At 48.0% G+C, this 26,537-nt stretch carries 22 protein-coding genes and 1 pseudogene; 14 read left to right on the top strand and 9 right to left on the bottom strand.

Annotation, left to right across the window (positions count from 1 at the left end; genetic code table 11):
* The first annotated feature begins 70 nt into the window (after positions 1–70).
* Positions 71–1,159 (top strand): peptidoglycan-binding protein, encoded by a 1,089-nt coding sequence (locus tag M3630_RS06235; RefSeq protein ID WP_251251575.1) that lies wholly within the window; start codon positions 71–73, stop codon positions 1,157–1,159.
* Positions 1,160–1,214: 55 nt separating this feature from the next.
* Here M3630_RS06235 and M3630_RS06240 read toward each other — a convergent pair whose 3' ends face one another.
* Complete coding sequence (locus tag M3630_RS06240; protein WP_251251576.1) at positions 1,215–2,573, bottom strand: hypothetical protein; 1,359 nt, start codon at positions 2,571–2,573, stop codon at positions 1,215–1,217.
* A 137-nt stretch (positions 2,574–2,710) separates the two neighbouring features.
* On the opposite strand from M3630_RS06240, the gene M3630_RS06245 reads away from it, so the two are divergent.
* The 5 genes from M3630_RS06245 to M3630_RS06265 all read left to right on the top strand — a co-directional run bounded on the left by M3630_RS06245 (position 2,711) and on the right by M3630_RS06265 (position 10,447).
* Entirely contained in the window at positions 2,711–3,595 is an 885-nt protein-coding gene (locus M3630_RS06245; RefSeq protein WP_232774648.1) for a glycosyltransferase family 2 protein, read from the top strand.
* Between the two features lie 110 nt (positions 3,596–3,705).
* Positions 3,706–4,911, top strand: coding sequence for a BMQ_0737 family morphogenetic spore coat protein (locus M3630_RS06250; protein WP_251251577.1), 1,206 nt, complete (start codon positions 3,706–3,708; stop codon positions 4,909–4,911).
* 154 nt (positions 4,912–5,065) lie between these two features.
* A complete protein-coding gene (locus tag M3630_RS06255; protein WP_251251578.1) occupies positions 5,066–9,775 on the top strand; it encodes a hypothetical protein in 4,710 nt (1,569 codons plus the stop codon).
* Positions 9,776–9,858: 83 nt separating this feature from the next.
* Entirely contained in the window at positions 9,859–10,035 is a 177-nt protein-coding gene (locus M3630_RS06260; RefSeq protein WP_217366941.1) for a hypothetical protein, read from the top strand.
* Between the two features lie 22 nt (positions 10,036–10,057).
* Entirely contained in the window at positions 10,058–10,447 is a 390-nt protein-coding gene (locus tag M3630_RS06265; RefSeq protein ID WP_251251579.1) for a M67 family metallopeptidase, read from the top strand.
* Positions 10,448–10,483: 36 nt separating this feature from the next.
* Here the strand turns inward: M3630_RS06265 and M3630_RS06270 are convergent, their stop codons facing one another.
* The 6 genes from M3630_RS06270 to M3630_RS06295 all read right to left on the bottom strand — a co-directional run bounded on the left by M3630_RS06270 (position 10,484) and on the right by M3630_RS06295 (position 16,583).
* A complete protein-coding gene (locus M3630_RS06270) occupies positions 10,484–10,672 on the bottom strand; it encodes a hypothetical protein (RefSeq protein ID WP_173608563.1) in 189 nt (62 codons plus the stop codon).
* Between the two features lie 16 nt (positions 10,673–10,688).
* Entirely contained in the window at positions 10,689–10,985 is a 297-nt protein-coding gene (locus M3630_RS06275; protein WP_007726971.1) for a ferredoxin family protein, read from the bottom strand.
* A complete protein-coding gene (locus tag M3630_RS06280; RefSeq protein WP_173608564.1) occupies positions 10,985–12,280 on the bottom strand; it encodes an FAD-dependent oxidoreductase in 1,296 nt (431 codons plus the stop codon). Before M3630_RS06280 ends, M3630_RS06275 begins: the two co-directional genes overlap by 1 nt.
* Entirely contained in the window at positions 12,273–13,295 is a 1,023-nt protein-coding gene (locus M3630_RS06285) for an electron transfer flavoprotein subunit alpha/FixB family protein (protein WP_173608565.1), read from the bottom strand. The genes M3630_RS06280 and M3630_RS06285 overlap by 8 nt, the downstream gene beginning before the upstream one ends.
* The gene (locus M3630_RS06290; RefSeq protein WP_173608566.1) at positions 13,292–14,122 is read right to left on the bottom strand and encodes an electron transfer flavoprotein subunit beta/FixA family protein; all 831 of its coding nucleotides are present in this window, start codon (positions 14,120–14,122) and stop codon (positions 13,292–13,294) included. The genes M3630_RS06285 and M3630_RS06290 overlap by 4 nt, the downstream gene beginning before the upstream one ends.
* A 199-nt stretch (positions 14,123–14,321) precedes the next feature.
* Positions 14,322–16,583: an immune inhibitor A domain-containing protein gene (locus M3630_RS06295; protein ID WP_237900435.1), complete on the bottom strand. Its 2,262-nt coding sequence runs from the start codon at positions 16,581–16,583 to the stop codon at positions 14,322–14,324.
* A 396-nt stretch (positions 16,584–16,979) separates the two neighbouring features.
* Between M3630_RS06295 and M3630_RS06300 the strand changes: the two genes are divergently transcribed.
* The 6 genes from M3630_RS06300 (at position 16,980) to M3630_RS06325 (ending at position 21,558) form a co-directional block, all read left to right on the top strand.
* Positions 16,980–17,738: a TrmB family transcriptional regulator gene (locus M3630_RS06300; RefSeq protein WP_173608568.1), complete on the top strand. Its 759-nt coding sequence runs from the start codon at positions 16,980–16,982 to the stop codon at positions 17,736–17,738.
* 268 nt (positions 17,739–18,006) lie between these two features.
* A complete protein-coding gene (locus M3630_RS06305) occupies positions 18,007–18,720 on the top strand; it encodes a response regulator transcription factor (RefSeq protein ID WP_285860258.1) in 714 nt (237 codons plus the stop codon).
* A gap of 4 nt (positions 18,721–18,724) precedes the next feature.
* Positions 18,725–19,666, top strand: a complete 942-nt coding sequence (locus tag M3630_RS06310; protein ID WP_251251580.1) for a sensor histidine kinase — start codon at positions 18,725–18,727, stop codon at positions 19,664–19,666.
* Between the two features lie 83 nt (positions 19,667–19,749).
* Positions 19,750–20,673 (top strand): ABC transporter ATP-binding protein, encoded by a 924-nt coding sequence (locus tag M3630_RS06315; RefSeq protein WP_173608570.1) that lies wholly within the window; start codon positions 19,750–19,752, stop codon positions 20,671–20,673.
* Positions 20,666–21,361: an ABC transporter permease gene (locus tag M3630_RS06320; protein WP_251251581.1), complete on the top strand. Its 696-nt coding sequence runs from the start codon at positions 20,666–20,668 to the stop codon at positions 21,359–21,361. The genes M3630_RS06315 and M3630_RS06320 overlap by 8 nt, the downstream gene beginning before the upstream one ends.
* Positions 21,362–21,387: 26 nt before the next feature.
* Positions 21,388–21,558, top strand: coding sequence for a hypothetical protein (locus tag M3630_RS06325; RefSeq protein WP_173608571.1), 171 nt, complete (start codon positions 21,388–21,390; stop codon positions 21,556–21,558).
* A gap of 370 nt (positions 21,559–21,928) precedes the next feature.
* Here M3630_RS06325 and M3630_RS06330 read toward each other — a convergent pair.
* A pseudogene (locus M3630_RS06330) lies at positions 21,929–22,058 on the bottom strand (IS256 family transposase); the annotation flags it as partial.
* A gap of 400 nt (positions 22,059–22,458) precedes the next feature.
* Here M3630_RS06330 and M3630_RS06335 point away from each other — a divergent pair.
* A complete protein-coding gene (locus tag M3630_RS06335; RefSeq protein ID WP_251251582.1) occupies positions 22,459–23,646 on the top strand; it encodes an MFS transporter in 1,188 nt (395 codons plus the stop codon).
* Between the two features lie 76 nt (positions 23,647–23,722).
* Here M3630_RS06335 and M3630_RS06340 read toward each other — a convergent pair whose 3' ends face one another.
* Complete coding sequence (locus M3630_RS06340) at positions 23,723–25,051, bottom strand: ATP-binding protein (protein WP_173608573.1); 1,329 nt, start codon at positions 25,049–25,051, stop codon at positions 23,723–23,725.
* A gap of 241 nt (positions 25,052–25,292) precedes the next feature.
* On the opposite strand from M3630_RS06340, the gene M3630_RS06345 reads away from it, so the two are divergent.
* On the top strand, positions 25,293–26,477 hold the full coding sequence (locus tag M3630_RS06345) for an amidohydrolase (RefSeq protein WP_251251583.1): 1,185 nt from the start codon (positions 25,293–25,295) through the stop codon (positions 26,475–26,477).
* The last annotated feature ends 60 nt before the right edge of the window (positions 26,478–26,537 follow it).

The raw sequence follows: 26,537 nt of genomic DNA on the forward strand, positions 1-26,537 counted from the left end.
TTGTGCTTTTCTCATTTGTTCCACATTTAGTACCATTGTGGTGCGACAAACCAGAGAAAGGCGTGATGAGATGAATCGCAACATAAAGAAAATGGCAACGATCCTTTCCCTGTCCGTCCTCGTTACCATGATCGGACAACCTGCATTTGCGAAAACAAGCTTTACTTCTTTGAAAAAAGGAATGAAAAGCTCGCGTGTGCTTGAAGTGGAAAAAATGCTCGATGCACTCCATTACGACTACAAGCTGGTAGTGGACAAGACATACAACAGCTACACAGTTTATAACGTCAAAGCGTTCCAGAAAAAATACAAGCTCAAGCAAACAGGAATTGTAAACAAAGCTACTTACGATAAACTGAAGAGCGCGTACCAAGCACGCAATCAAGAACAACCGACACAGCCGAGCACACCGTCCAAGCCTGCTGAATCCAACGATTACGTTACGCTGAAATTGGGTGCTAGCGGTGAAAACGTGAAGGAATTGCAAAAGATGCTCGCTGGCCTCGGATACAAAGTAACTGCCTCGGGTTATTACGATGAATCTACGCGCTTTGCCGTCATGCTATTCCAGTCGCGCAATAAACAACCGTTGACTGGTGAAGCAGATGCCAAAACTTATACAGCCATTCAAACGCAATACAAGAACAATCCAGTGCAGCCCGGGCAAGATACGAAGCCAACTACTCCAACAAATCCAACGACTCCCGTAACACCAAGCAAGCCTGAGCAACCGCAAAACCCTGGTGCTGGCACGCAAGTTCCTCTTCCCGCTGGTTTGACGGCTGAGGAAAAAGAAATGGTTCAGCTCGTGAATCAAGAGCGCACCAGCCACGGACTCGCTCCTTATCAAGTGGACATGCAGTTGGAGAACGTTGCACGTGTAAAAGCCCAAGATATGGTAAACAAAGGGTACTTTAGCCACACGTCTCCCACTTACGGCTCACCGTTTCAAATGATGGACACTTTTGGCATTCGCTATATTGCTGCTGCTGAAAATATTGCCCAAAACTATTCCGTAAGCAGCGCTCATCAAATGTTCATGAATTCCTCCGGGCACAAAGCCAATATCATGAGTCCAACATACGACTACGTTGCCATTGCTGTTGTAAATGGCGGTCCGTACGGGAAAACGTTCGTACAAATGTTCTTGAAAAAATAGAGACGCGGAACGGAAAAGCCATCATTTCTACTGAAATGGTGGCTTTTCTTCCCTATTAGAAAGACACGGCGATCCGGTTATTGGCGGAAAAGTGTACGGTCTGATCGTTGCACAACACGACACCCTCGACCACGATTCCCTTCCCCGCTTCTTGTTTCATAAAAGAAATCTGAAAATTTTGGAAGGATTCCGTCGATTCTGGCACAATGGTTACAGGCTGGATCGGCGCTATCCAGTATTCCCCTCTCTCCATCGCTTGGGCAAACCAATCGTCTTCCAAGTATCTCCAGCCTTTTAAGCCCGATGTACCTTGCACGGCCATCGTTTCCACGAGCTTCGGCGGCAATACCTGCCCTCCCATTTTGATTGAATCGACGGGTGAGACACGCAGGCAAACGATTGGATTTTTCAGTTCAACATTCCCCGTATTTTTCACCTGAAGTGTCCCAATCAACAGGTACGGCTTCTCCACTGATTCAGAGTGAATCAACGTGTAATCAAAATACACTTCGGCCGTTGTACGCAATTCGACCTGTTCAGGCACTTCTTCAACTGGATGAATGGTCACTACCTGTTCCAGCAATTCTTCTTCTGCCAGGATCAACAGCTCTTCCCGTTCACTTTCTGACTCGCTGTTTACTTCTCTATTTAAGTCAATGACCTCAGCACTCGGCTGGTCACTTTCCTGAATCGTGTTTTGTTCTTCTGCCAATGGCTTTTCCTCTTCTCCCTGTTGACTTTCCTTGTCAGAGGTAAAGAGCATCGTGGAATAAAACAGTTTTAAAATATTGGGTGGCAAAAAAGCCATTGGTTGAATGTGCAATCCATTTTGGAAATACTCCAAAACCCCTGATGCTAAGTGCAGCGAAATTTTTTCCGAATACAGTTTACGTTTGCTCACTTCCGTAAAAAGCGGCAGTTGCAACTGGATGTGAACGATCGATGGTTGCTTTTGATTTTTGGTTACTTTATAGTGACACGGGATTCCTGACTGCTGCATCTCTGTACGCAAACACTTGATCAGATCTTGCCGCTTTTCATCCTCTGACTGAAAGAAAATCAGTCGCGGCTTTTCCAGGACTCTCATTTCCTTCAAGCTGAAACGTATGGCGACATCTGTATTTTTCGCCAGAGACGGATTGTTTTGACTTAAGACAACCTCCATCCCACTATCAGAAAGAAATTTTTGAACGTTCCCCAATACCTCCCACTCATAGGCAGTCCCTCCTGAAGATATGCCTGTAAAAAGAACGCAAACTTTTCCTTTCAACCCCGAATCCAGGTCAACTCTTTTATTCGTCGAATCCCACTTCAATTGAAAGCCATTTTGCTTGCAAAATAAACGGAACGCTGGCAGAGCCGCGTACGGCATGGTCCCGCCACGTTGACCACTGTAATATACCTCAACATCCATTCCCATCTCTCCTTACGACACTTTCCTTCAGTCCGCGATATTGTATGAATGCCCAGTGTCCAAAGTGAACATTTTTGGCGATGACTGTTCCGAAGAAGCGCTTTGCGCATACGATGGCTACAGAAAGGAGTGGTTATATGCCCACCTCACAAATGCCCCTGATCTCCATTATCATTCCTGTAAAAAATGAGGGGGACAATGTGCGTTCTACCATCACTTCCCTTTTGAATACAAGAACCACGTATCCGTATGAAGTGATCGTAGTTGATGATGCCTCAACTGATAACGGCTGTCACTTTTTACAAAGCCAAGGGCAAAATGAAAAAATAAAATTAATCACGACAGAAGGCATTGGTGCTGCAGCAGCACGAAATTTGGGCGTGAATCATGCCCGTGGCAACTACTTTATTTTTTGTGATGCCCATCTGTCTTTTGAAAACTTTTGGATCGATCGTATGATGGAGCTCATTCTGACAAAAAAAGCAGATGGCGTTGCTCCCGGAATCGCTTCCATGACAGAGCCACATAAAATTGGATATGGGCAAAATCTGAATCAGAAGCTCGAGATTACCTGGTATCCAAAACCAATGGGCCCTGCACCGGTTGCGATATTGCCAGGGGGATGCTTCCTGGTCACCAGAGAAGCTTTTGTGAAAGTCGGGGGCTTTGACCGTGGTTTTCGCATATGGGGATTTGAGGATATCGAGTTTTCCATTAAGATGTGGCTCTTTGGATATACGTGTATGGTACAGCCATCCGTAAAAATCTTGCATTTGTTTAGGCAAGTTCACCCCTACACAGTTGCACATGAGCACATTTATTACAATATGCTTCGAATGGCGTACAGCCATTTTAACGAGCAGCGGATTGAGGCAGCGAAAAAACTTGTACTCTACGCAAATGCGAGTGAAATTGCGGATGATGTGCTGACTTGCGGGGCGGCCGCTCAGCGTGTTCGATATGCTGCCCAAAGAAAATTCGACGACAATTGGTTCTTCCAAAAATTCCAAATTCCGTTCTAACAAAAGATAGTGACCTAAAAAATAGGCGCATGCTCAACATGCCAAACTCCCGTTGCCCACATAGTATGTAACTGCAAAGCAAACTCCCTAGGAAAGGAAGGATTCTTACGGTGAAACATCACGTGAAGCCCATTATGGGTCGCCAGCTCCCTACACCGACGCCTACAGCAACTCCTCCTATATCGAACAACCTGCAGGAAGAGTGCATTCGCGTCAACAAGGTGTATGACTGGGTAGTATTAGCGAACAGCTACCGAAACAAGATTGCCCTTCCCGACGATTGTCAAGCTCTGGTAGACGCTGCCATTCGTGCAGGGCAAGATATCACGCTCTCCTGCGTTGAGCCAGTTACTCCTGGTCCTACTTGCAGAGTCGTCAGTATTCGCCGCGAGAACATTACAGTCGGTGGAACCACCGTTCGGGTCGGGGTCGTTCGCTTCGTGTTCGGAGCCACTGTGCTGGTTCGTGTATTTGCAGACGGAACACCTCTCTGCGAATTCACAACAACCGTGCAATTCGATCAGGAAGTCGTTCTCTGCCTGCCTGAACCACTTGATGAGGACAATATCCTGTGCCGAATCAGTGCTTTTGAGTGCTCACCAACCGGTACCGTTCTCCTCGGTGGCATGGTTCAACTCGACGTCATTGTCTGCGTAGAAATCCAGGTAGAAGCTGAAGTCAAACTGGAAGTATTGGCGAAATTCTGCGCGCCGCGTCCAAACAACATTCCAATTCCATCGCCAACGCCATCTTTCCGTTGCCCGCCGATCACATTCCCGCCACAATGCCCACCAATCTTCCCAGTACGCAACTGCGATTGCCAGGCGTCCGTCAACGCATTGGTACCGAACATTTCCGTATCGCTCGGTATCCCGCTCGTACTCGCGGCCGGAACCATTCAGCTTATCGCAGATATCTGCCCAAGCTGCGATCCGTCCAGCAGCTCGTTTACCTTTAACTTCTTTGATAATATCTTGCCTGATGTACTCCCAGGCGATCAAAGCTTCAGCTTCTCGCCTACGACTATCAGCTCTCCGACCTGCATTACCGTCTTGCCGATCCTTCCTATCGTAACAGGTCTCGTCGTAACAGGTACCGGCGTTCAGACATTTACCGCAACAGGGGCACAGGAGACCGTAACCTACTCCCTCACTTTGGCGGAAACAGGTCTCGGCCTGCCTGATGTCATCATCCTGACACTCACGAACTCTGCCGGTGTCCTCATTTTCTCCGCAACCGTCACCGTTGTGCCAGACGAACAATTGCTGGTTGCCGATTGCATCACTTTCGGAGATATTGTCATCACTTCTCCGTAAGCAAAACAAAAAAGATGATTACCAATCAGGCGGGAGAAGACCAGCACTTCTCCCGTTTTTTCTATGGAAAACAGTCACTACAATACAGGCACCAATTCCCACCCCGTACATATGACTATATGGGAATGCCAGACGGAAAAAGGAGGACAACACTGTGTACAAAAGGAGAATCTCCAATGCGAACAAGCCGAAAGAAAATGAGAAGCTCCTCCTGCTAAAAAAACAAGCACACTACTACGAAGACAAAGCAAACCAACTCATGAAAGAAGTGTGGCACCTACAAAAGCTGATAGAGGAAACATCCCAAAAAAACGAAGCATACAGAGACCAGCTTGAACAATTAAACCAGAACCTCCACGATTTGGACAGCAAAGGGGCAGAATGGAAACAGCGCTTGAACGATTCACAAGACATGCTTCAAGAAATGAAAAGCAAGCTCGACTACTACGAGCATCTCTTGAAACAACGCGAAAATGCCATAGCCGACCACCAGGAAACAGAGGCAAAACTAAAGAGTTCGATCGAAAGCTTGCAGACTGAGATCAGAGAGCAACGAAAAGGTCCACGGCTTGAAGAAATCATGTCGAAACACCAAGCACAAGAAGCACACTTGCGGGAGCACATTGAATTGCTCCAACGGCGTATACAAAGCTACGAACAAAAAGAGGCACAATGGCAAAAAGAGTTACACGAGCAAGATCAGCAGCAACTGAGTCAAATCGAGGAAATCCTGCAAGAACGACAGCAGCATTTAGACATGATCGCGCATCTGGAGCAGCAACAGCTTACCTGGAAGCAAGCTTTGGATCATGCAAATGAAGAGTTTGAGAGTGCGCAGATGAAGCAGCACGAGCAACAATCCAAAATCGAATCATTGAATCAGCAGTTGGCGGACGCACGGGCACGGGAAGAGCAGACACTCTCTGCCCTACAGCAGCTTAAAGAAGCAAGCGCAAATGGGGATGTGCGGGAACAGGAACTACAGGTGCGAGAGCAAAACCTCCACGCATTTGAGCATAGTCTCCAGGCGCACGAGCAGGATCTACACGCTCTCCAACAAGACCTCCAGTCGAAGGAGCAAGAGCTGCATTCTCAGACGCAACACCTACAAAAACGGGAACAGAAGCTGCTCGGTCTTGAACAAGAGCTTCAGACCCAATGGTTAGAACTACATTCTCAAGCGGATCACCTGCAGATGAAAGAACAGGAGCTGCTTGCCACAGATCAAAAGCTCCAAACTAAGGAGCTGGAGCTGCATTCCCAGACACAAGAGCTTCAAGCGCGGCAGCAAGAACTTCTCGGTTTTGAGCAAGAGTTGCGGGGGCAAAGTCAAGAACTGCAATCCTTAAAACATAACCTGCAGACCAAAGAACAAGAGCTGCTTGTTACTGAGCAAGACCTCCAGGCTAAGGAGCTGGAGTTGCATTCTCAGAGACAAGAACTTCAAGTACAGGAGCAGGAACTTCTCGGTCTTGAACAAGCGTTACAAGCGCAAGGACTGGAAATGCACTCTCAGGCACAAGACCTTCATGCAAGGAAGCAGGAACTTCTCGGTCTGGAGCAAAAACTCGAGACGAAAGAGCAACAGCTCCAGTCCAAAGAGCTAGAGCTACATTCTCAAACGCAAGACCTCAACTCACGGGAACAGGAACTTCTCGAGCTCGAACAAGAGCTTCAGACACAGGGCCAAGAACTTCATTCCCTAAAACAAAACCTACAGACGAAAGAACAACTGCTTCAGTCCAAAGAGCTAGAGCTGCATTCCCTGGCACAAGACCTCAACGCTCGGGAGCAGGGCTTGCTCGATTTTGAGCAAAAACTCGAGGCTAAGGGACTCGAACTTCAATCCCTGACGGAAAACCTCCATTCACGGGAGCAGGAACTTCATGTTCTCGAAAAAGAACTGCAGACTCAAGGTCAAGAACTTCATTCCCTAGCGCATAACCTCGAGACGAAAGAACAGCAGCTCACTTCCAAAGAGCTAGCGCTGCATTCCCAAACGCAAAACCTCAACGCGCGGGAGCAGGACCTTCACGGTCTTGAAAAAGAGCTACAAACGCAAGGCCAAGAACTCCAATCCCTGGCCCAAAACCTGCAAACGAAAGAACAACAGCTCACTTCCAAAGAGCTAGAGCTGCATTCCCTGACACAAGACCTCAACTCACGGGAGCAGGACCTTCACGTTCTCGAACAAGAGCTTCAGACACAAGGCCATGAACTTCAATCCCTAGCGCAAAACCTCGAGACGAAAGAACAACAGCTTACTTCCAAAGAGCTAGAGCTGCTTTCCCTGACGCAAGACCTCAACTCACGGGAACAGGACCTTCACGTTCTCGAAAAAGAGCTGCAGACACAAGGCCATGAACTTCAATCCCTAGCGCATAACCTCGAGACGAAAGAACAACTGCTCACTTCTAAAGAGCTAGACTTCCATTCACGGGAACAGGACCTTCACGTTCTCGAAAAAGAGCTGCAGACGCAAGGCCAAGAACTCCAATCCCTGGCCCAAAACCTCGAGACGAAAGAACAACTGCTCACTTCCAAAGAGCTAGAGCTGCACTCCCAAACGCAAGACCTCCATTCACGGGAGCAGGACCTTCATGTTCTCGAAAAAGAGCTGCAGACTCAAGGGCAAGAACTTCAATCCCTAGTGCATAACCTCGAGACGAAAGAACAACTGCTCACTTCCAAAGAGCTAGAGCTGCACTCCCAAACGCAAGACCTCCATTCACGGGAGCAGGACCTTCACGTTCTCGAAAAAGAGCTGCAGACACAGGGCCAAGAACTTCAATCCTTAGCGCATAACCTCGAGACGAAAGAACAACTGCTTCAATCCAAAGAGCTAGAGCTGCTTTCCCTGACGCAAGACCTCAACTCACGGGAGCAGGACCTTCATGTTCTCGAAAAAGAGCTGCAGACACAGGGCCAAGAACTTCATTCCCTAGCTCAAAACCTCGAGACGAAAGAACAACAGCTCACTTCCAAAGAGCTAGAGCTACATTCCCTGACAAAAGACCTCAACGCACGGGAACAGGACCTTCACGTCCTCGAAAAAGAGCTGCAGACTCAAGGCCAAGAACTTCAATCCCTAGCGCATAACCTCGAGACGAAAGAACAACAGCTCACTTCCAAAGAGCTAGAGCTGCATTCCCTGACAAAAGACCTCAACGCACGGGAGCAGAACCTTCATGTTCTCGAACAAGAGCTGCAGACACAGGGCCTAGAACTGCAATCACAAGCAGATAACCTCCAAACAAAAGAACAAGAACTTACAATCCTCGAACAAGGACTTAAAGTTCGAGGGCAAGACCTTCTCACACAGACGCAATACCTTCAAGCTCGAGAGCAAGACCTTTACATTCTCGAGCAAGAGCTGCAAACGCGCGGGCAAGAACTTCACTCTCAGAATCAAAACCTCCAGACAAAAGAACAAGATCTGCTCGCTTTCGAGCAAGGGCTTCAGGCGAGAGAGCAAGAACTTCTCCAGCAGACGAAAGACCTTCAAGTACGGGTAGAAGAATTAAACGGTTTTGAACAAGAGCTGCAGGCTCAAGGAAAAGAACTACAAGCTCATTCGCAGGCGTTGCAGGTTCAAGAACAAGAACTCAAGACCCATGAACAGGAGCTTCGGGATTGGGAACAAGCCAACCTCTCCAAGGAGCAAGCACTTTTGACTCAGAGCCAAGAACTACAGGTACAAGAACAAGGACTTCAATCCCGAGAGCAAGCGCTGCAGCTTCGCGGACAGGAGCTTCTCTCTCATGAGCAGGAAATCCACTCCCACGAGCAACAGTTACTCACGCTGAAACAAGAGCTGAACGCGCGAGATCAAGAGCTACACAACCAAGAGCAGGAGCTGCTCGCTCAAGCGCATACCCTACAAACTCGTGAACAGGAGTTGCTTACTCGGGAGCAAGAACTACACATACTGGAACAAGCACTACTCTCTCAGGAGCAAGAAATCCAAGTTCAAAGGCAAGATTTGCATATCCGGGAGCAGGAGCTGCAAGTGCAGAATCAAGATAGATACACCCGAGAGCAAGAACTCGAAGCGCAAAAACAAGATTTACACACGAAAGTGCAAGAACTAGAAGCGACCCGCCAGGAGATGTTGCAAAAAGCAATCGATCTCGAACAGAGTTGGACAGCCAAACACGAAGCCACTTCTCAACAATTAACGGAAGCTCTGCTTGAGCTGGAAGCAGCCCGGTTAACGAAAAATCAACTCGTCGCTGACTATAAAAAGCTGGCCGAATCCCATTCCCTGCATGAGCAAGAATTGCAGCAAAGCATCCAAAAACGCGACGAAGAAATCCAACAAACACAAAACACCGTTAAGAGTCTCCAGTCGGAGTTAAAAGAAGCACGACAGCAATTAACGGAGGCGGAGAATCGCATCAAAGCTTTTCAGCAACAAGCCAAGGAAACCGACGAGAAGCTCGCGAACGTGTCTCTTCAAAAAAATAAATGGAACGAAATGCTAGAGAAAACAACTCAAAAATATGACACTCTGCTAACGGAAAAAGAAAAAGCCATTGAAGAGTTTACATCCCAGGAGCAATTGATGAAAAAGACGATAGCCGGACTAAAAAACATGGTGAAAGAGTTCCAGAACAACGAAGAAAAATACAAACAAATCATCAAAGAATTCACGCAAAAAGAAACTCGATCCAATAAAGCCTTCAGCCATTTCCAGCATAGCGCTTCATTCCAACAAAATACTCAATTCCAGCCAGGCACCCAATTCCAACAAACCACTCCATTTATGCCAAGCTCCGATCCCTCGACGCAACAAGTAACTCCCACACCAGTAAAAATGCCGATGTATCCCCCAAACGCCAACGCCTTCAACCCGTTTCGTTGAATAAGTAAAATGTGCGAGAGCCGTTACCATGTGCAGCCATACTGAATACAACATAGTACAGTCCAGAAAGGGAGGAAAAAACCATGACACCTGAACAAATGCGTGCACTGTACCAACAGCGTCAACAACACCCTGTCCAACCTACCCAGCGTCGAATGCCACCATCACCTTTGCCAAAATCCGGTCCGGTTCACAGAGTTCAACCGTCCGTCCAGACTAGAACGAGTGGAGGATGCTGCGGCAGGCGTTGGCAGGGCTGATCTTTTAGAGACCCCCTTTTCCATGACCCGTGCCGTCTATGATGAGATCATCCGAGATTCCCTGGAGAAGAGGCCAAACGAAACGTGTGGATTGCTTTCCGGTAGAAATGGGAGTGCACAAACGGTTTGGCGAATGGAAAATACATTAAAAAGCCCCGTGGCCTTCGCCATGGACCCCAAGCAGATTCAATACGTTTTCCACAAAATGGCGTTGCGCGGGGAGCATTTGGTCGGGATCTATCACTCCCACCCTACTGCTCCTCCCATTCCGTCACCTGAAGATATTGCTTACTGTCATTACCCGGAGGCTGCGTATCTCATCGTTTCGCTCGCTTCTCCACAACCAGTTCTCGGCTGTTTTCGAATTGAGGGGTCTTTTGCTCGGGTGTATCCTTATACAGTCCGAAACTAGTAGTCAAATTCCTCAAAACAAAAGAACAGTGGGAATTTACTCCCGCTGTTCTTTCTGTTTTAGATGGTCGCCTGGCTCCAAGGAACTGGGCAGCAGCCATTCCCTTTTCTCCCAGCTGACAAAATCATCTTCCCACTTTATCTGGAAGCGGTCCTCCTCAATATGAATGACGACTCCCTTTGCCCCATCCTTTACATATACGACCAGATCGCCTACTTGTATCACCGCTCATCGCCGCCCATTACCCGAGTCTGAAGATGATTCCGTGTCCACCCTTCGGATACACCCATTTGATATTTTCATACGGGCAACCAATGCGGCAACTCCCGCACTCGTGACACCCTTCGTAACCGACGTGCATCCTTACTTCTTCCCATTTGTATACTTCCGCAGGACAGAAGATGGTACAGAGCTTATCAGGGCATTGCGTTGCACAAACATCAGCGGAGAGAACATGCAGATGTGACTCCGTATCTGCTTTGAAACGCACGAGATACTGTTTCTCCTCGATCGACTGGCCCTTCGGTAGATCCTGCATCACTTCATCACCCTCCACGCATTCATCAAATCACGCGCCATTCTCCATTTGTCCTTCGCAGAGCCGAGGTCGCTCCAGATTTTCTTCTGCTTGCTCCATTTCGAGCTGCCATCAACCGTGAACATCTGACTCGCCGCTTTGTTCATCATCGGAATATATTGTTCGAAATACTGCGGGAATTTTTCAAAATGATGCGTTGCGTCCTTGTACTTTTTCAAATCTTGACCCACAAAGCTGTTCAAGAGATTGATCCGGTATCCGTCGAGCATTTTTTCGGAATAGTCTCCTGCCTCTCTTGCCGCCAGGATCGTTTCCGCCGCCATGACACCAGATGCCATTGCCATATTCGATCCCTCTCGATGGATCGCATTGACGAGCTGGGCAGCATCTCCTACGACAAGGACACCATTGCCGACAATTTTGGGAATGGAACGATATCCCCCCTCGGGAATCAGATGCGCCAAGTATTCCTGCTGCTCACAGCCTTGGATATACGGCCGAATCATCGGGTGATTCTTTACATAGTCCAACAACTCATACGGCTTGATCTTGTTTTTGATTAGACCCGACAGCATCGTCCCTACCCCAATATTCAAGCTGTCCTTATTCGTATACAACCAAGCCGTCCCCAGAATCCCTTTGGTCGAATCCCCGAAAATTTCAATCGTACAACCGTGATCACCCTCGAGGTTAAAGCGATCTTCAATTATTTTGCGATCCAGCTTCAGTACTTCCATGACAGCGAGCGCTACTTCGTCTGGGCGAAACTCTTTGTGGAAACCTAACGATTTCGCCAGCAAGGAGTTGACGCCGTCTGCCAGAACGACAACATCTGCGTATAGATCCCCATCCGGTCGATCTGTTTTCACACCGACTACTTTGCCATTTTCAACAATGCACTCCAGAGCGACGGTCTCATTGAGTAAAAGTGCTCCCTGCTGCACGGCTTTGTCTGCAAACCATTGGTCAAATTTCGCCCGCAGCACCGTGAAATTGTTATAAGGTTCCTGGGCCCACTCCATGCCTTTATAACTGAAATTGATAGCTGATTCCTTATCGAGCATCATGAACCGCTGCTCGACGATTGGTCGTTCAACAGGTGCCTCCTTGTAAAATTCGGGGATAATGTCTTCCATCGTTTTGCGATACAAAACACCTCCCATGACGTTTTTGGAACCCGGATATTCCCCGCGTTCCATCAACAAAACATTTACGCCCGCTTTGGCAAGTGTATAAGCACAAGCTGTTCCAGCCGGACCTGCTCCGACAATGATTACATCAAATTTCTCAGCCATACGTTACCTCCTTGTCCGGCTCCTTTTGGAAAGCTTCAATGAGCAATGGCACAATTTCAAACGCATCACCGACAATACCGTAGTGGCAAGACTGGAAGATGAGTGCATTCGGATCTTTATTGATGGCAATAATCAATCCTGAGTTGCGCATGCCGACCAAATGCTGGATAGCTCCTGATATGCCGATGGCAAAGTAAATTTTGGGTGTGACCGTCACTCCCGTCTGCCCGACCTGATGTTCATGACCGATCCAGCCAGCTTCCACCGCATCTCTGCTGGCCCCGACGGTTGCCCCGATTCGTTCTGCGAAGCGATGTATAAGCGCAAAGCCTTCCTTGCTTCCGAGTCCCTTGCCGCCAGCGACGATCACATCCGCCTCATCCAGCCGCACCTTTTCCTTCGTCTCCCGGACAATTTTCAGTACTTTTGTGCGAATGTCTTCTTCACGCAGCTTCAAGCTTTCTTCTATGATCTCTCCTGTACGTGACTCATCTGGCTCAAGCGCTTTCATGACTTTTGGGCGAACCGTCGCCATTTGCGGTCGATGTTTTTTGCACAAAATCGTCGCCATGATGTTACCACCAAACGCTGGACGGCTCGCCTCCAACAAACCTGTCTCCGCGTTCACATCGAGCATGGTCGTATCGGCGGTCAGCCCTGTCTCCAAGTCCGTCGCAACAGCGCTCGCCAAATCTTTTCCCGTTGAGGTTGCCCCGTACAAGATAATTTCCGGCTTGTGTTTTTGGACGCATGCGATGACAGCTCGCATGTAGGATTCTGTCCGGTACTCATGAAAAATCTTGTGATCGTATACGTACACTTGGTCCGCACCGTAGGGAAACGCCGTGTGGGCCAACTCCTTGACTCCATCTCCGATTAACAAACCGGCAAGCGGCACATCTCGCTTGTCAGCCATTTGTCTTCCCGCCCCCAGCAGCTCGAGTGATACAGGGGCGATACGCCCGTCACTCACCTCTAAAAACACCCAGATGCCACGAAAATCATCCAGATTCATATCTGCTCCTCCTTCACCCGAAACAGTCGCTGTTTATCGTGCAAAATTTCCATCAAGCGTGCAATTTGCTCGCTGGCGCTTCCTTCGAGCATTTCGCCACCCTTTGGTTTCTCTGGGGGCCAAACTTTTGCAACGATGGTAGGAGAGCCCTTCAGACCTAACTGCGCCCGATCAATATCCCCCAAGTCATCGACGGACCAGACAACAGGATTATATCTGGCAGCTCGAAGCATGTTGGGCAGCGGAGAATAAGGGACCTCATTAATCTCCTTCTCCACGGAAAACAAACAAGGCAAGGTCGACTGGATGACTTCATAACCATCCTCCAGCTTTCGATGCACGATGGCGTAACCTTGTTCTTTGTTTATCTCCACTACTTTTTTCACACACGTAAGCGGCGGAATATCCAACCGTCTGGCGACTCCCGGTCCGACTTGTCCCGTATCACCGTCGATGGTCATCTTCCCGCAAATGACGAGGTCGACTGGCTGGCTTTCTGCAATCTTCTCAATGGCTTTGGTAATTGCATAGCTGGTCGCCAATGTGTCTGCTCCGGCAAATGCACGATCCGTTACCAGATAGCCTGCGTCTGCCCCGATCTCTATGCACTTCCGAATGGCCTTCACCGCTGGCGGCGGTCCCATGGTGACGACGGAGACCACACCCCCATATCGATTTTTCAAACGAACGGCTTCCTCCACCGCATGTGCATCATACGGGTTGAGAATGGCTGGCGCACTGGCGCGATCCATCGTATTCGTCTTCGGATTCATCTTGATGATTTTGGTGTCCGGCACCTGCTTAATGCAAGCGACAATATGCAGCATGATTGATCCCCCCTTGCTGCCGGGCGCGATTCCTATGCCTGTACAAAAGGTTGCCTTTCTTACGCGCAATCAGATCAGGCAGCTTGTCGTTCATTGTTATAGCCTATTTCGATGCAGCCGAGCTTAGACCAGTAATCATGGAAACGAAAAAGACGCCAAACATCAGCTTGGCGCTGTGTGGCGTCTTTTGGCTTATTCATTAATGTTTGTCAATGGAGAACTCAACCGAAGCATCCGTGAACTTTTTGTCTACCCTTTTCAGCTTGATTTGCAAACCGATTTGCGGCAGAATTTTTCCGACTTCCGGTACTTCCGGCATCGAGTAATCATCACTGTCGTCAAACTCCTTAACGCCTTTCAACGGATCGTATTTCATCGTTCCATAAATGTAATCCAGATCCATACCGGACGTTTTGTTCGGGCTAAACGCAGCATCGTTCACCTGATAGCGGGAGTCTGCGATTGCGCTTTTGTTACCCTCATCATTGTTCCAGTAACGCACTTCCTGATGGGCATCTACTACACCGAGCAAACCATAGCCTGGATGCTGGCTCGTATTGTTATCACGTGTTCTTTCGTAGCGACCATCAAAGTACCAGATCACCATACCTGGATCATACGTGAAGAAGGAGTCGTTGCGGCGGAAGTACTTCAGTCCAGCGTCAATTCCTTCATGAGAGCGCAGTTCAACCAAGTAGTACGCATCATACATTTTGCCTTTTCCATCAAAGTGGATGAAGCCATCCAGCTTGAACTTCTTCTCACCCTCTGCATCATCCGCGAAGATAACTTGCCCATCTGCCTCTACTTCAAAGTTATCCAGATAGAAGCCGTCCAACACGTAAGCGACGTCCGTCACATAGTTAAACTCGACTTGCACTTTTTTGCCGACAAACTCGTTCAGGCTGATTTCTTCTTTGTCCCAGCCTTTTGTTACGTCATCGAATTTTTGCACTTCTTTTTTCTCACCTGTATCCGCATCGATTACATTGACGGATAGGTAATCATAGCCTTCCTCAATGTTCCTCCATGAGTCGAATTTCATCGTGGCGGAGCTGACCCCAGTCAAATCGATCACATCGGAAGTCATTTTGGTGTTCAATTTGTTGCCTTCATCCGAGAAGTATGCGTAGCCACCATCTTTTGGCTCAACCGGCGGTTTCTTTTCAACTTTCGGCATATTCAGCTTAACGACTTTTCCGCTTTTCTCGGTGCTGCTCGCATCAATGAGCGGAACCGTTTTCTTGCGTTTTTCTACATCCTTGTAGTCCAGAACAGTCGGAGCAATCCAATTGCCGCCAAACATTTGTTGCAGAACCATTTTGGACCAAGGATCAAGGCCTGTAGGTTCCGTTTGGAAGACTTTACCTGTATGGCTACCAGACGACATGAGGGACCAAGCACCTACTGGCGAGTCTTTTCCAGCTCTTGAGGTGTCATACAAGTCTGGCAAACCGAGATTGTGTCCGTACTCGTGAGTGAATACGCCTGGTGCGCCATCTTCTGGCTGGATCATGTAATCAAATGCTTTGAGGCTAGTACCTGGAATATCCACTGGTTTTTTCAAGGTCCAACGGTGAGACCAGATCGCATCTGGGTCTTCCCCTGTCTCTTCTCCGATCCCTGCATGAACGAGCATGAGGTTGTCCAGATTGCCATCCGGCTCCATCAGGTCTCCATCACCATCGATATCATACGGATCACGCTGATCGTACAATTCCTCTTTCCCAGCAATGGATTCCCCAACTGCCGCCAAGGTCTCGATTACCAGATCGCGCGGATTGGAATCGTCACCGGCTTTGGAGTTTCCTCCATAATACTTGTAGCCGTTCTCTGCCATTTGCCATGGCGTTACCACACCGTCAACCGTCCAAGATCTTCCCGATTGCAGGTAGAAATATTTCGCCATTGTTGTCATGCCGATACCTTCAGGAGTTTCATACCCCTTCTGATCAAACAGCATCTCTTTATAGTGCTTTTCGTTGAAGTCTTCTGTCCAAAGCGAGTCACTCACTTTTGGTAGCTGGTTATGCTCCCGGTCAGGGAACTCGATAAGAGCGACAACGATGTTATCCGTATGTAGTCGTTTGGAAGAGCGTACTTCATCGCCGTCCTCCATCTCAGCCACTTTCTGCACAGCATCAGCCAATGCTGCCTGCTGTCCTCTGCTCGCTTCCTTACCGTAAGAGGACGATTCATCAATGCCGTGCGGGACTTTTTTGTCTTCGAAGTACTCGAGCAACGCTTCGTCAATCTCTTCCTGATCGGCGTCTTCATCAATGATTCCTTGCTCCATTAACCCTTTAATCAGTCGCTCCAGGTTAACAGTGGACAAATCTACATGCAGATCATGCTTGTCCTCTTTGGGTTTGGCCAAACCCGTTGCAGGTGCAGCCACGAAAGTACTGAGCACGAGTGAGGAGGAAAATAAAACGGATAAGAGCTTTTTGCTTTTCTTCACTAAGGTTCACCCTCTTTTTCTATCTATTTGTGATGCATCGGAAAAATTAAACCCCCAATTCCGACTATTCTTAATTATTACGTGATACGTAATCTTTGCCAAATTTTTTCCTTCGACAAAAAAACCTTCACGTTCAAAAGAAATTGCTCAATAAGGCTATCGACCTACTCGGAACAAGTGCCGAATTTTCGGCTAATCATTTATATACAGGGTCTCAATTTGATATATGCATGGTGTGTCTACTGCCTAAAGACCTACAGAAAATTAGCGAATTTTGTCGAAAAAGCTCGATACATTCCGATAAAATATTCCTTTCGCCCCTCCTCTTTCTTGCAAAACAACTCGATTATCGGTACGATCGAATAAAAATGCTCGTGTTTTCCATGGAGGATTTTGATGCTGCAAACATTTGGTTTTTCTCTGTATGAGAGTAAAGTTTATGAAGCGTTGGCGTCTAGCGGCGAGCCTCTCGATGCAGCAATGGTCGTGAAGCATTCGGGGGTGCCAAAGGCAAAAATTTACGAGGTGTTGAATCGTCTGGTAGAAAAAGGGATGGTCCTTGACACCGTATCGGAAAAGAAAAAGCGGTATACAGCCCTTCCCCTGGACAGCCTGGTAGAAAAGCTGACCCGCCAATTTCAAACGGACGTCAAAAAATTGACCAGCTCCCTTTCCCATAAAACTGTACGTGATGACCGAGTCTGGAGTCTGAAGGTTGACGAATCGATCCGCGCGGAATGCAAACAATTGATCCAACGAGCGACCCGGTCTATTCGTATCTCCGCCTGGTCCGATGATTTTTTAGAGTATGTACCCCTACTGGAAATGAAAGAAAAGGAAGGCGTAGAGATCGAAGCATTGGTGATCGGGCAGATTACCACCAAGCTTTCCTGTGTTCATTCCTTTATCCCTGTGCAAGAGCATCAAGGCTTGGAGCGCTATCAGCTAATTGTAGCGGACCAAGACGAAATGATTTTTGCAGGCGAGGAGGAAACAGGCTGGCACGCGATCAAGACACGCGGTCAACCGTTCGTCAAATTTTTTGCCGATTCTTTTTACCATGATGTCGCACTGACAAAAATCACCCAAAAATACGTGGATCAACTGTTTGACGATGAAGAAATCCGCAAGATGATTATCCGCCTCCGATACTGACAATCCCTGGACTTTGGCTTTTGGTTTTATTAAAAACTCCAAAGTATCCAAAATAACCAATAAATATAAATAACTAAATACTATGTTAGCCATTTACATTACGCGTTTATCTTAACTCCAATGTGACAACCATTGATTTAACAATGATGGTCACAATAAGTTAAGATAAACGCGATTTGCTAGCGCTACTCCTATGTGCGTATTCGGAAACATCGTGATGGTTTCGGAAGAGATTTTTTTAAAAGGATAGGATTAAGGAGAGAACACCATGCCACACAACATACTGCTGATTGAGGACGATGCCCAAATCGTCGAGATGCTTCGGAATCATCTGATCAAAGAAGGCTACGACGTCTTGGCAGCGTTTGATGGACTGGACGGAATTGCCCAGTTTCGGCAAAGCTACTTCGATATTGTCATTGTCGATATCATGATGCCAAAGCTGGACGGCATCGAGGTAATCAAGCGGATCCGTGAAAACAGCTCGGTGCCGATTTTGATCATGTCGGCAAAGGACAACGACGTCGATAAAGCGATCGGGCTCGGCTTCGGTGCCGACGATTACATTGCAAAGCCGTTTTCTCTCATTGAAGTGTCGGCTCGGATCAAAGCGGCGATTCGTCGTGCCACGACGTATTCGAATGCGGGAGCGGGCTCAGCAGATCAGGCATCTCCAGCGGCCAAGGTGCTGATATTCGGAGCCCTGCGTATTGATCTGGAAAATTTTTCAGTCTCGAAAAACGATGTCGATCTGAAGCTGACGGCCAAAGAATTCGAAATCCTGAAGCTGTTCGCCACGAATCCAAATCGTGTGTTCACGAAGGCGCAGCTGTACGGCTTTATTTGGAATGACGAATATTATGGGGACGAAAACGTCATTAACGTCCATATCCGCCGGTTGCGGGAAAAAATCGAAGACCAGCCATCCGCACCACGTTATATCAAGACGCTGTGGGGCATTGGCTACAAGTGGGAAGGATAATGACATGGTGATCGCGCTAGTTGTGCTGGTCGTTCTTTTGCTCGTCGTGATTGCGACTCAATACCGAGCTTACCGGGCTAGAAGCTCCAGCCTGGAACTGATTCACCACAAATTAAAGGACATTATCGAGGGTGGCACAAGCGAAAAGCTGCTTGTTTTTACGGACGATCGCGCATTGATACCGGTCTTGGTTGAAATCAATCATTTGCTGGAGCACAACCAGCAAAGAGCGGCGAATTTCCTGAAGATGGAGCAGTCGATGCGGAAAATGATCTCGAACATATCGCACGATTTGAAGACGCCACTTACCGTTGTACTTGGTTATATCGAAACGATCAATCTGGATCCGGACATGGACGCAGCGAAACAAAAGGTTCTATTGTCCAAGGTGCACGCCAAGGCCAACGAGGTGCTGCAGCTCATCCGACAGTTTTTTGATTTGGCGAGACTGGAGTCAGGGGACGAGCCGATGCCGCTTTCTCGGATCCACATGAACGATATTTGCGAAAAAAATATACTCGCATTTTATGACACGCTGACGGTCAAAGGCTTTGAGGTCGCGATTGAGATCCCGGACAAGCCAATGTATGCGTGGGGGAACGAGGAAGCGCTGGACCGCACCCTAAACAATTTGATCGCCAATGCGATTCAGCATGGCGGAGAGGCGATGGTGGTCGGATTAACATTGCGCGGAGACGACGAGTTTGTATATGTGGACGTATGGGATCGGGGCAAAGGGATCCACGAGCTGCATCAGGACCGGGTGTTCGAGCGGATGTACACGCTGGAGGACTCCCGTAACAAATCGTATCAGGGCAGCGGTCTCGGGCTGACAATTACGAAAAGGCTGATCGAAGCTCAAGGAGGGACGATCCGCATCCATAGCAAGCCGTACGAAAAAACAGTGTTTACCGTCAGACTGAAGCGAATCGCATTCGGGGCTTAAGGAATTTGTAAGAATCAGGTAAGGAAAAAGCAAAATTCGATGCTTACGATAGAGCTTGTAACGAACGAAGGGGGCATCGAACGATGACGTATATCGTAAGAACGAATCAACTGACTCGTGCTTACATGGGTAAGGAAGTTGTTTCGAACGTCAATATGAACATCAAGCAAGGCGAAATATACGGCATGCTTGGTCCAAACGGTGCGGGCAAAACAACGGTCATGAAAATGATCACGAACCTGGTGAAGCCGACGGCAGGTGAGATCGAAATTTTCGGTGAGCGGCTGACTGATACGTCGTACCGACTGTTGGGGCGAATGGGCACGATCATCGAAAACCCGATCTTTTACGAAAAGCTGACGGCCCGTGAAAACCTGGAGCTGCATTGCGAATATATGGGCTACCATGACCCAAAGGCGATTGATGAGGCGCTTGAGCTGGTCAATCTGAAAGGGATCGACAAGAAAGCGGTAAAGGAATTTTCGCTGGGGATGAAGCAACGGCTCGGCATCGCGCGGGCGATCACGACCAAGCCGGAGCTGCTGATTCTCGATGAGCCGACGAATGGTCTCGATCCTGTAGGAATCAAGGGGCTTCGCGATCTGTTCAAAATGCTGTGCAAGCAATATGGGACCACGATTCTCATTTCTAGCCATATTCTTGGGGAAGTGGAGCTGGTCGCCGACACGATCGCCGTCATGAACGGCGGCAAGCTGCTGCAGGAAGTTTCGATGGACTATATCGTCAAGCAAACACAGGAGTATATCGAAATCACGACGAACGACAGTAGGAAAGCGGCCTACGTGCTTGAAAACTATTTGCAAATATCCAATGTCCGCGTCACCGACGATGGCCAAATCCGCATTTACGATAGCCGCATTCCGCAAAGCGAGCTGATGAAGACTTTGGTGCTGCACGATGTCAAGATCGAAGCGGTTCATAAGAAAAAAGGGTCGCTTGAGGATTATTTCCTGTCCATTCTGAATGGGGGTGGCGTCGGTGTTTAAGCTCATGAAGCTCGAAATGCGCAAGTTTCGGATCGGGTCTTATATTCGGGCAGCGATGATCGCCAACGTCGTGATCTTAAGTCTCATTTGCTTTATCAGCCTTGACTCGAAAATTACAGAAAAGATACCTTTTACGAGCTACGATATGGCGTTCTCCGTCATTGATACACTCATTCGGGGAACGTACATTGTGTTCGCGTCAGTGCTCATTTCCCGGCTTGTCATTAACGAGTTCCGCAACAAATCGATCACGGTATTGTTCATGTACCCGATCAATCGCAAAAAGCTCATCGCAGCCAAGCTGCTCGTCGTCGTGCTGTTTACGCTCGTTGCGGATATTGCGGCGAACCTGTTTGTTGGTGTTGGCTTTTATGTATTCAATCTGTTCGCCTCCGTTGTTCCAGAGCCTCTTTCGTGGTCCGTTGCAACCAAATCGCTGCTTGCGGTCGTGATGAGTGCGCTGGCGACCAGCTTTTTAAGCCTGATTCCTCTGAATTTCGGCATGCGCAAACATTCAGGCGCGGCTACCATCGTGTCGTCACTCATTGTCGTGATGCTCGTCTGCCAGAACGTCAACGGCTTCACCTTATATTCCATTCTTGCAGTGCCGATTGGCCTGGCACTCCTCGGCGCGGTCGTCGCGTATATGTCGATTCGAAACATCGAGCATGTCGATGTGCTCAAGTAGCAGAACGGGAGGAGAAGATTAGGATCATGCGACAAGTATTGAAATGGAGCTTTTTGCTTTGCACCGCTTCTTTTGTCTTGAATGGACTGCTGTATGTGGGAACGGGAGACCGACATGTGCTGATCAGTATGCTAGGTGCTGTCGGATTAGCGGTCCTGTCCGCGAGCTGGTTGCTGTTCGCGAAGAAAAAGCAGTGAAGCGGCAGGAGCATCAGGGTGAAATGAAACGAGGGCTATTGTAGTGGCGGAGTTACTGCAATCGAAAGAATCATGGACGTAGAGCCAAAGGTAAAGAATTGGGGTTTCTTGGAGCTGTCGGGGCGCGACAAGCTCCTTCTTTTTTTCTTAGATGCTAAAAGCTCCTGTTCCCTCCATCAGCCTTGAAGACCTGCCCACTGGCACCATCGTGGCAAGACGGCCAGCTTGGAGTCACCTCATGAAATGGAAAAAATCGTACGTTAAGGGCGAACGCCAACATTGTCGCTCACTCCAAGTACTGTATCCCAGAGAACAATGGCTGCTACTACCAAGGGTACCGGCAATATGAAAAACTCGAGTTCCTTAGTGTATTACGATTGCGAGGCACACGAAGTTCTGTGTTGCCAAACTTCGTTTTCACCGTCGGAACTATGCTTGTTTTAACCTAAGTGATCATCCATTTCAGCTTCAAAGAACTGCTGGATCGTGTCACGAAACAGGTCCTAGACAAATGATGGCTTGTCCCATAAACGGAAATAAAGACATTCTCAAATGCGTTCAGGTTCGTTGTAATGAAACTCTATCGGAAGATTATATGGACGTTTCTGTGCCTCTTCTATAGCTTTATTAATCATGAGCTTGGCGATTTTTTTCTTCATTAAAATAGTGCTCGTAAACTATATCTTGTTTTTCCCACTTCATATCCTTTCCCTATTTTGTTATTTTAATGGGTTTAAATTTGACAAACCGCTTGTGACATTTATCGAATGAACTTTCTATGTTTTTCATTCTACAGTTGGCCGGAGTCTTTTCTATTTATATGGAGAAATTTCTAGTTGCAGAAGACTAAAAAGGTTACTATTATAGTAGTAACCTTTTTAGTCGAGAGGAGCTATTGTTTTGAATCCACGTGTCTTCATCTTAGCGATTGCTACCTTTGTCGTAGGTACGGTGGAATTGATTATCGGTGGTACGCTCGATCTGATTGCTCGTGATCTTCAGGTATCGATTAGTGCCGCCGGACAATTAATCACCATTTTCTCGCTTGCCTTTGCTGTTGCTGCTCCTTTGCTCCTGCATGTTACGAAGCGTGTCGAGCGCAAAAAGCTATACTTGTTTGCATTAGCAGCCTTTTTCCTAAGCAATGTGCTTGCGGCACTTAGTCCGAGCTACGCCGTATTAATGACAGCACGTATCTTGAGTGCAGCAAGTAGTTCCATCCTGATTGTGCTGTCGATTACCATTGCAACGAGTCTTGTGGAACCTGCTTACCGTGGTCGCGCCATTGGCGTTATTTTCATGGGGATTAGCGGTTCGCTTGTACTCGGCGTCCCTGTCGGACTGGCTCTGGGGAATGCCTTCGGATGGCGTGCCCCATTTTGGCTGATTGCGGCTCTGAGTATCGTTGCGATGATTTTTATCCTCATGTTTTTGCCAAAAGTTCAAACTGCACCGCCGATTCCGCTGCGTGATCAAATGACTACCCTCCGTAGCGGCAAGCTATTCAGCGCCTTGTTTATCGTCATGTTAATGCTGACAGGTCACTTGACGCTGTATGCATACTTTACCCCTTATTTGCAAACGACGATGAATGTAGACGCAACGACACTGAGCTGGATTTATCTCCTGTTCGGGATTGCTGCCGTTGCAGGTGGTGGTATTGGCGGTTGGATTGCTGACAAGTGGGGAGCAACCAAGAGCATTCTGTTGATTATTCCAGTGTTCGGCTTGATCATGTGTGTCTTGCCGTTTTTTACAGGCTCGCTTTATTTGTTCTTGCCGATCATGGTCATCTGGAGTGCGCTTAGCTGGGCTATTTCGCCAGCACAGCAAAACTATTTGATCTCCTGCTCACCTGCTACTGCGGACATTCAATTAAGCCTGAATACTTCTGCCCAGCATTTAGGTATCGCCCTTGGCTCTCTGGCTGGCGGCCTCGTCGTCGAGCGATCCTCCGTTATTTACACACCATGGGTTGGAGCCGTGTTCGTACTGCTTTCGTTCGGATTTGCCTTCTACTCAATCTCACGCCCTGTTCCAGCACAGGAAAGCCAAGTGGTGCAGCCAGCGCCAGGACACCATGCTTAGCGCCTCGCAAAAGCAAAAAGCCGTCAACTATTTGACGGCTTTTTCGTATCATCCTAGAATCGTTTTCGTTATGAGCCTATTTCACTGGCAACCAAACGGTAAATCTCGTGATTCCCTGCTCGGACCAAACCTCAATTTTCCCCTTGTACTTGTGAACAACTGCATCTACGATCGTCAGACCCGTTCCGCGCCCACCACATTTTTTCTCTCTTTTCGTTGTATAGCCATTATCGAAAATACGTGCACGTTGTTCTGGCGTTATTTCCGGTCCTGTATTTTCCACTCGGAAAACAACGTGTTCTTCATCACAACAAAAATAGATGCTGACTCGCTTTTCCCCATCCGCTAACTCAGCCGCTTCAATCGCATTATCAATAAGATTCGATAAAATTTTGATCAGATCAATGGAAGGAATGCTATCGATTGGATCAGAGCATTCTTCAAATTGCATGACGATTTGTTTGGATTTGGCCTGCTCCCATTTGGTGTGAAGCAATACCATTAAAGCAGGATTCGCAAATCTCACGGTGAGGTCCAAAAGCTTGGTTTCTTTCAGCAACGACTGCACGTAATCTCGTGCTTTTGGATAATATCCGCATTCGATCAAACCGTAGAGCACTTGCATGTGATTGACGAAATCATGGCGTATGGAGCGCATCGAGCAAATGACTGAGCGCAATTCTTCCTGGTAGGTTTCTTCCGTCTCCCCAACTGCTGCCTTGATGGCGCGTTGGTACCAGCGTTCCATGCAAAGAACCAGAAAGATCAGTACGACGACAAACAAACCTTGAATCGCAAAAACAGGAATGCTGCTACGAACGACATCGTTTCCAATGTCCTCGATGATGGCTACGTCCGTATCTACTCCGATGATTCCGATGATTTTTCCTTCTCTATCTCTAAGCGGCGCGCCCGCAGACATGTAGACCCCGTAATCTGGATCTCTGATAATCTCTGAGTAGTACGCTGATGATCCTTCGTAAATCGTTTGAATGTGCTCAGAAGATAGAACAATAGGATTACCGATATCAAAATTTTGCTTCGCATTTGGCGGCCTTGCGACGATCATTGTGCGACCACTTTGCCTGTCTTCACTGACTTGAATCGTGTATAAATACAGCAAACCGAACTGCTCACGCGCTTGATTCAATTGCTGTTCGATTCGTTTATAGGCGGGGGTCTCTTTTACCGGATTTCGTAAAAACTCTTGGTACGCGTCAACATCTAGACTGTCTGCTACTGTAGAAGCAGCTTTCATGCTTTGATTCGCAATGGAGAGTCGGACGGATTGAATCGTATTGAAATAGGAAATCGCGATGCTTACACAAGTCAAGATCAAAACAAGGATGCCAGAAACGAGCATAATGACTAGAACTCTGGGATTTTTCGGGTGTGTACTCGTCATAATCTCCTCAATCCATCTGTTCAAAGAGTCGTCTTTTGATTACGCAGTTATACTAAAAACACGACTTTTTGAACATGTCTCTCTAATATTTTAGAGATTTCTACTGGAAATGTCTACATAATATGAATTTCGCTTCATTATAGTTCTCGAAATCATACATTGAATTATGATTCGGAATATTTTTATAATAAGACAAATACGAAATACCAATCTCTTTCCCCAGGAAAAAGGAGTGGGTTCGATGGAAGAAAAACTGTTTGCCCGGCTACAGGAGATTTATCCAGAGCTTGTTACATTCAGACGTGATTTGCATATGTATCCCGAGCTTTCCTTTCAGGAGGAAAACACAGCGAAGAAAGTAGCAGACAAGCTGGCTTCTTTTGGTATAGAAGTACAAACCGGTGTCGGCGGCATGGGTGTTGTCGGTCTCTTGCGGGGTGGAAAGCCAGGAAAAACAGTTGCGTTGCGCGCTGACTTCGATGCCTTGCCCATTCAAGATGAAAAAGAAGTACCGTATAAGTCCCGCATTCCAGGCGTCATGCACGCGTGCGGTCACGATATACATACCTCCGGACTTTTGGGAGTCGCACAAGTGTTGAGCGAGTTCCGTGACGAGCTCCCAGGAAATGTGGTATTCCTGCATCAGTTCGCGGAAGAACTGCCACCCGGTGGCGCCAAAGCCATGGTGGAGGCGGGTTGCCTCGAAGGTGTTGATGTCGTGTATGGCGCGCACGTTGCCTCCGAGCTTCCCGTAGGCACTGTCGGGATCGGACATGGCTACATTACAGCAGCAGCAGACAGCTTTGAGATCGTCTTGTACGGAAAAGGCGGACACGGTGCTTATCCTCATACCTCCGTTGATCCAATCGTATTGGGCAGTCAGGTTGTTATGAATTTGCAGCAGATTGCCAGCCGGCAGGTAGATCCGCTGAAACAAGTCGTTTTGTCTGTTTGCTCCTTCGTAGGCGGGGGCGAAGCGTTCAACGTCATTCCTGATCAAGTGAGGCTCAAGGGGACTGTTCGCACATATGACGAGGAAGTGAGGGGCGCGGTCGAGCAATCTCTTAAACGTATTGTGGAAGCCAGCTGCCAGGCTGTCGGCGCTACTTGCGAAATCATGTACCAACGCGGCTACCCAGCTACTTGGAACGATGAGACAGAGACTCCGCTGCTTACAGCAGAAGCCAAACGCATTTTTGGTGAGGAGCGCGTATTGAAAATCCCACCTGGCATGGGCGGAGAGGATTTTGCTTACTTTGCCCAAGAGCGCCCCGCTACCTTCTTCATGGTTGGTGGACGCAACCCGGAGATTTCGGCGACGTATCCGCATCATCATCCCAAATTCGACGTCGATGAGCGCTCCATGATTCAAACTGGTCAGTTGTTCATTGCAGCGTTGCTTGCCTATCAGGCACGTCATCAATAAGCGGAAAAAGTCTAAAGGCAAGGGCCTCATGCTCCTTGCCTTTCATTTTTGTCCGCCGTA

This window comes from Brevibacillus sp. MER 51 (assembly GCF_023714195.1).
Classification (GTDB): domain Bacteria; phylum Bacillota; class Bacilli; order Brevibacillales; family Brevibacillaceae; genus Brevibacillus.

Coding starts and splice junctions, on each gene's coding strand:
- M3630_RS06235 (WP_251251575.1), top strand. CDS start 71: ATGAATCGCAACATAAAGAAAATGGCAACGATCCTTTCCCTGTCCGTC.
- M3630_RS06240 (WP_251251576.1), bottom strand. CDS start 2,573: ATGGATGTTGAGGTATATTACAGTGGTCAACGTGGCGGGACCATGCCG.
- M3630_RS06245 (WP_232774648.1), top strand. CDS start 2,711: ATGCCCACCTCACAAATGCCCCTGATCTCCATTATCATTCCTGTAAAA.
- M3630_RS06260 (WP_217366941.1), top strand. CDS start 9,859: ATGACACCTGAACAAATGCGTGCACTGTACCAACAGCGTCAACAACAC.
- M3630_RS06265 (WP_251251579.1), top strand. CDS start 10,058: ATGACCCGTGCCGTCTATGATGAGATCATCCGAGATTCCCTGGAGAAG.
- M3630_RS06275 (WP_007726971.1), bottom strand. CDS start 10,985: ATGCAGGATCTACCGAAGGGCCAGTCGATCGAGGAGAAACAGTATCTC.
- M3630_RS06280 (WP_173608564.1), bottom strand. CDS start 12,280: ATGGCTGAGAAATTTGATGTAATCATTGTCGGAGCAGGTCCGGCTGGA.
- M3630_RS06285 (WP_173608565.1), bottom strand. CDS start 13,295: ATGAATCTGGATGATTTTCGTGGCATCTGGGTGTTTTTAGAGGTGAGT.
- M3630_RS06290 (WP_173608566.1), bottom strand. CDS start 14,122: ATGCTGCATATTGTCGCTTGCATTAAGCAGGTGCCGGACACCAAAATC.
- M3630_RS06300 (WP_173608568.1), top strand. CDS start 16,980: ATGCTGCAAACATTTGGTTTTTCTCTGTATGAGAGTAAAGTTTATGAA.
- M3630_RS06305 (WP_285860258.1), top strand. CDS start 18,007: ATGCCACACAACATACTGCTGATTGAGGACGATGCCCAAATCGTCGAG.
- M3630_RS06310 (WP_251251580.1), top strand. CDS start 18,725: ATGGTGATCGCGCTAGTTGTGCTGGTCGTTCTTTTGCTCGTCGTGATT.
- M3630_RS06315 (WP_173608570.1), top strand. CDS start 19,750: ATGACGTATATCGTAAGAACGAATCAACTGACTCGTGCTTACATGGGT.
- M3630_RS06325 (WP_173608571.1), top strand. CDS start 21,388: ATGCGACAAGTATTGAAATGGAGCTTTTTGCTTTGCACCGCTTCTTTT.
- M3630_RS06340 (WP_173608573.1), bottom strand. CDS start 25,051: ATGACGAGTACACACCCGAAAAATCCCAGAGTTCTAGTCATTATGCTC.
- M3630_RS06345 (WP_251251583.1), top strand. CDS start 25,293: ATGGAAGAAAAACTGTTTGCCCGGCTACAGGAGATTTATCCAGAGCTT.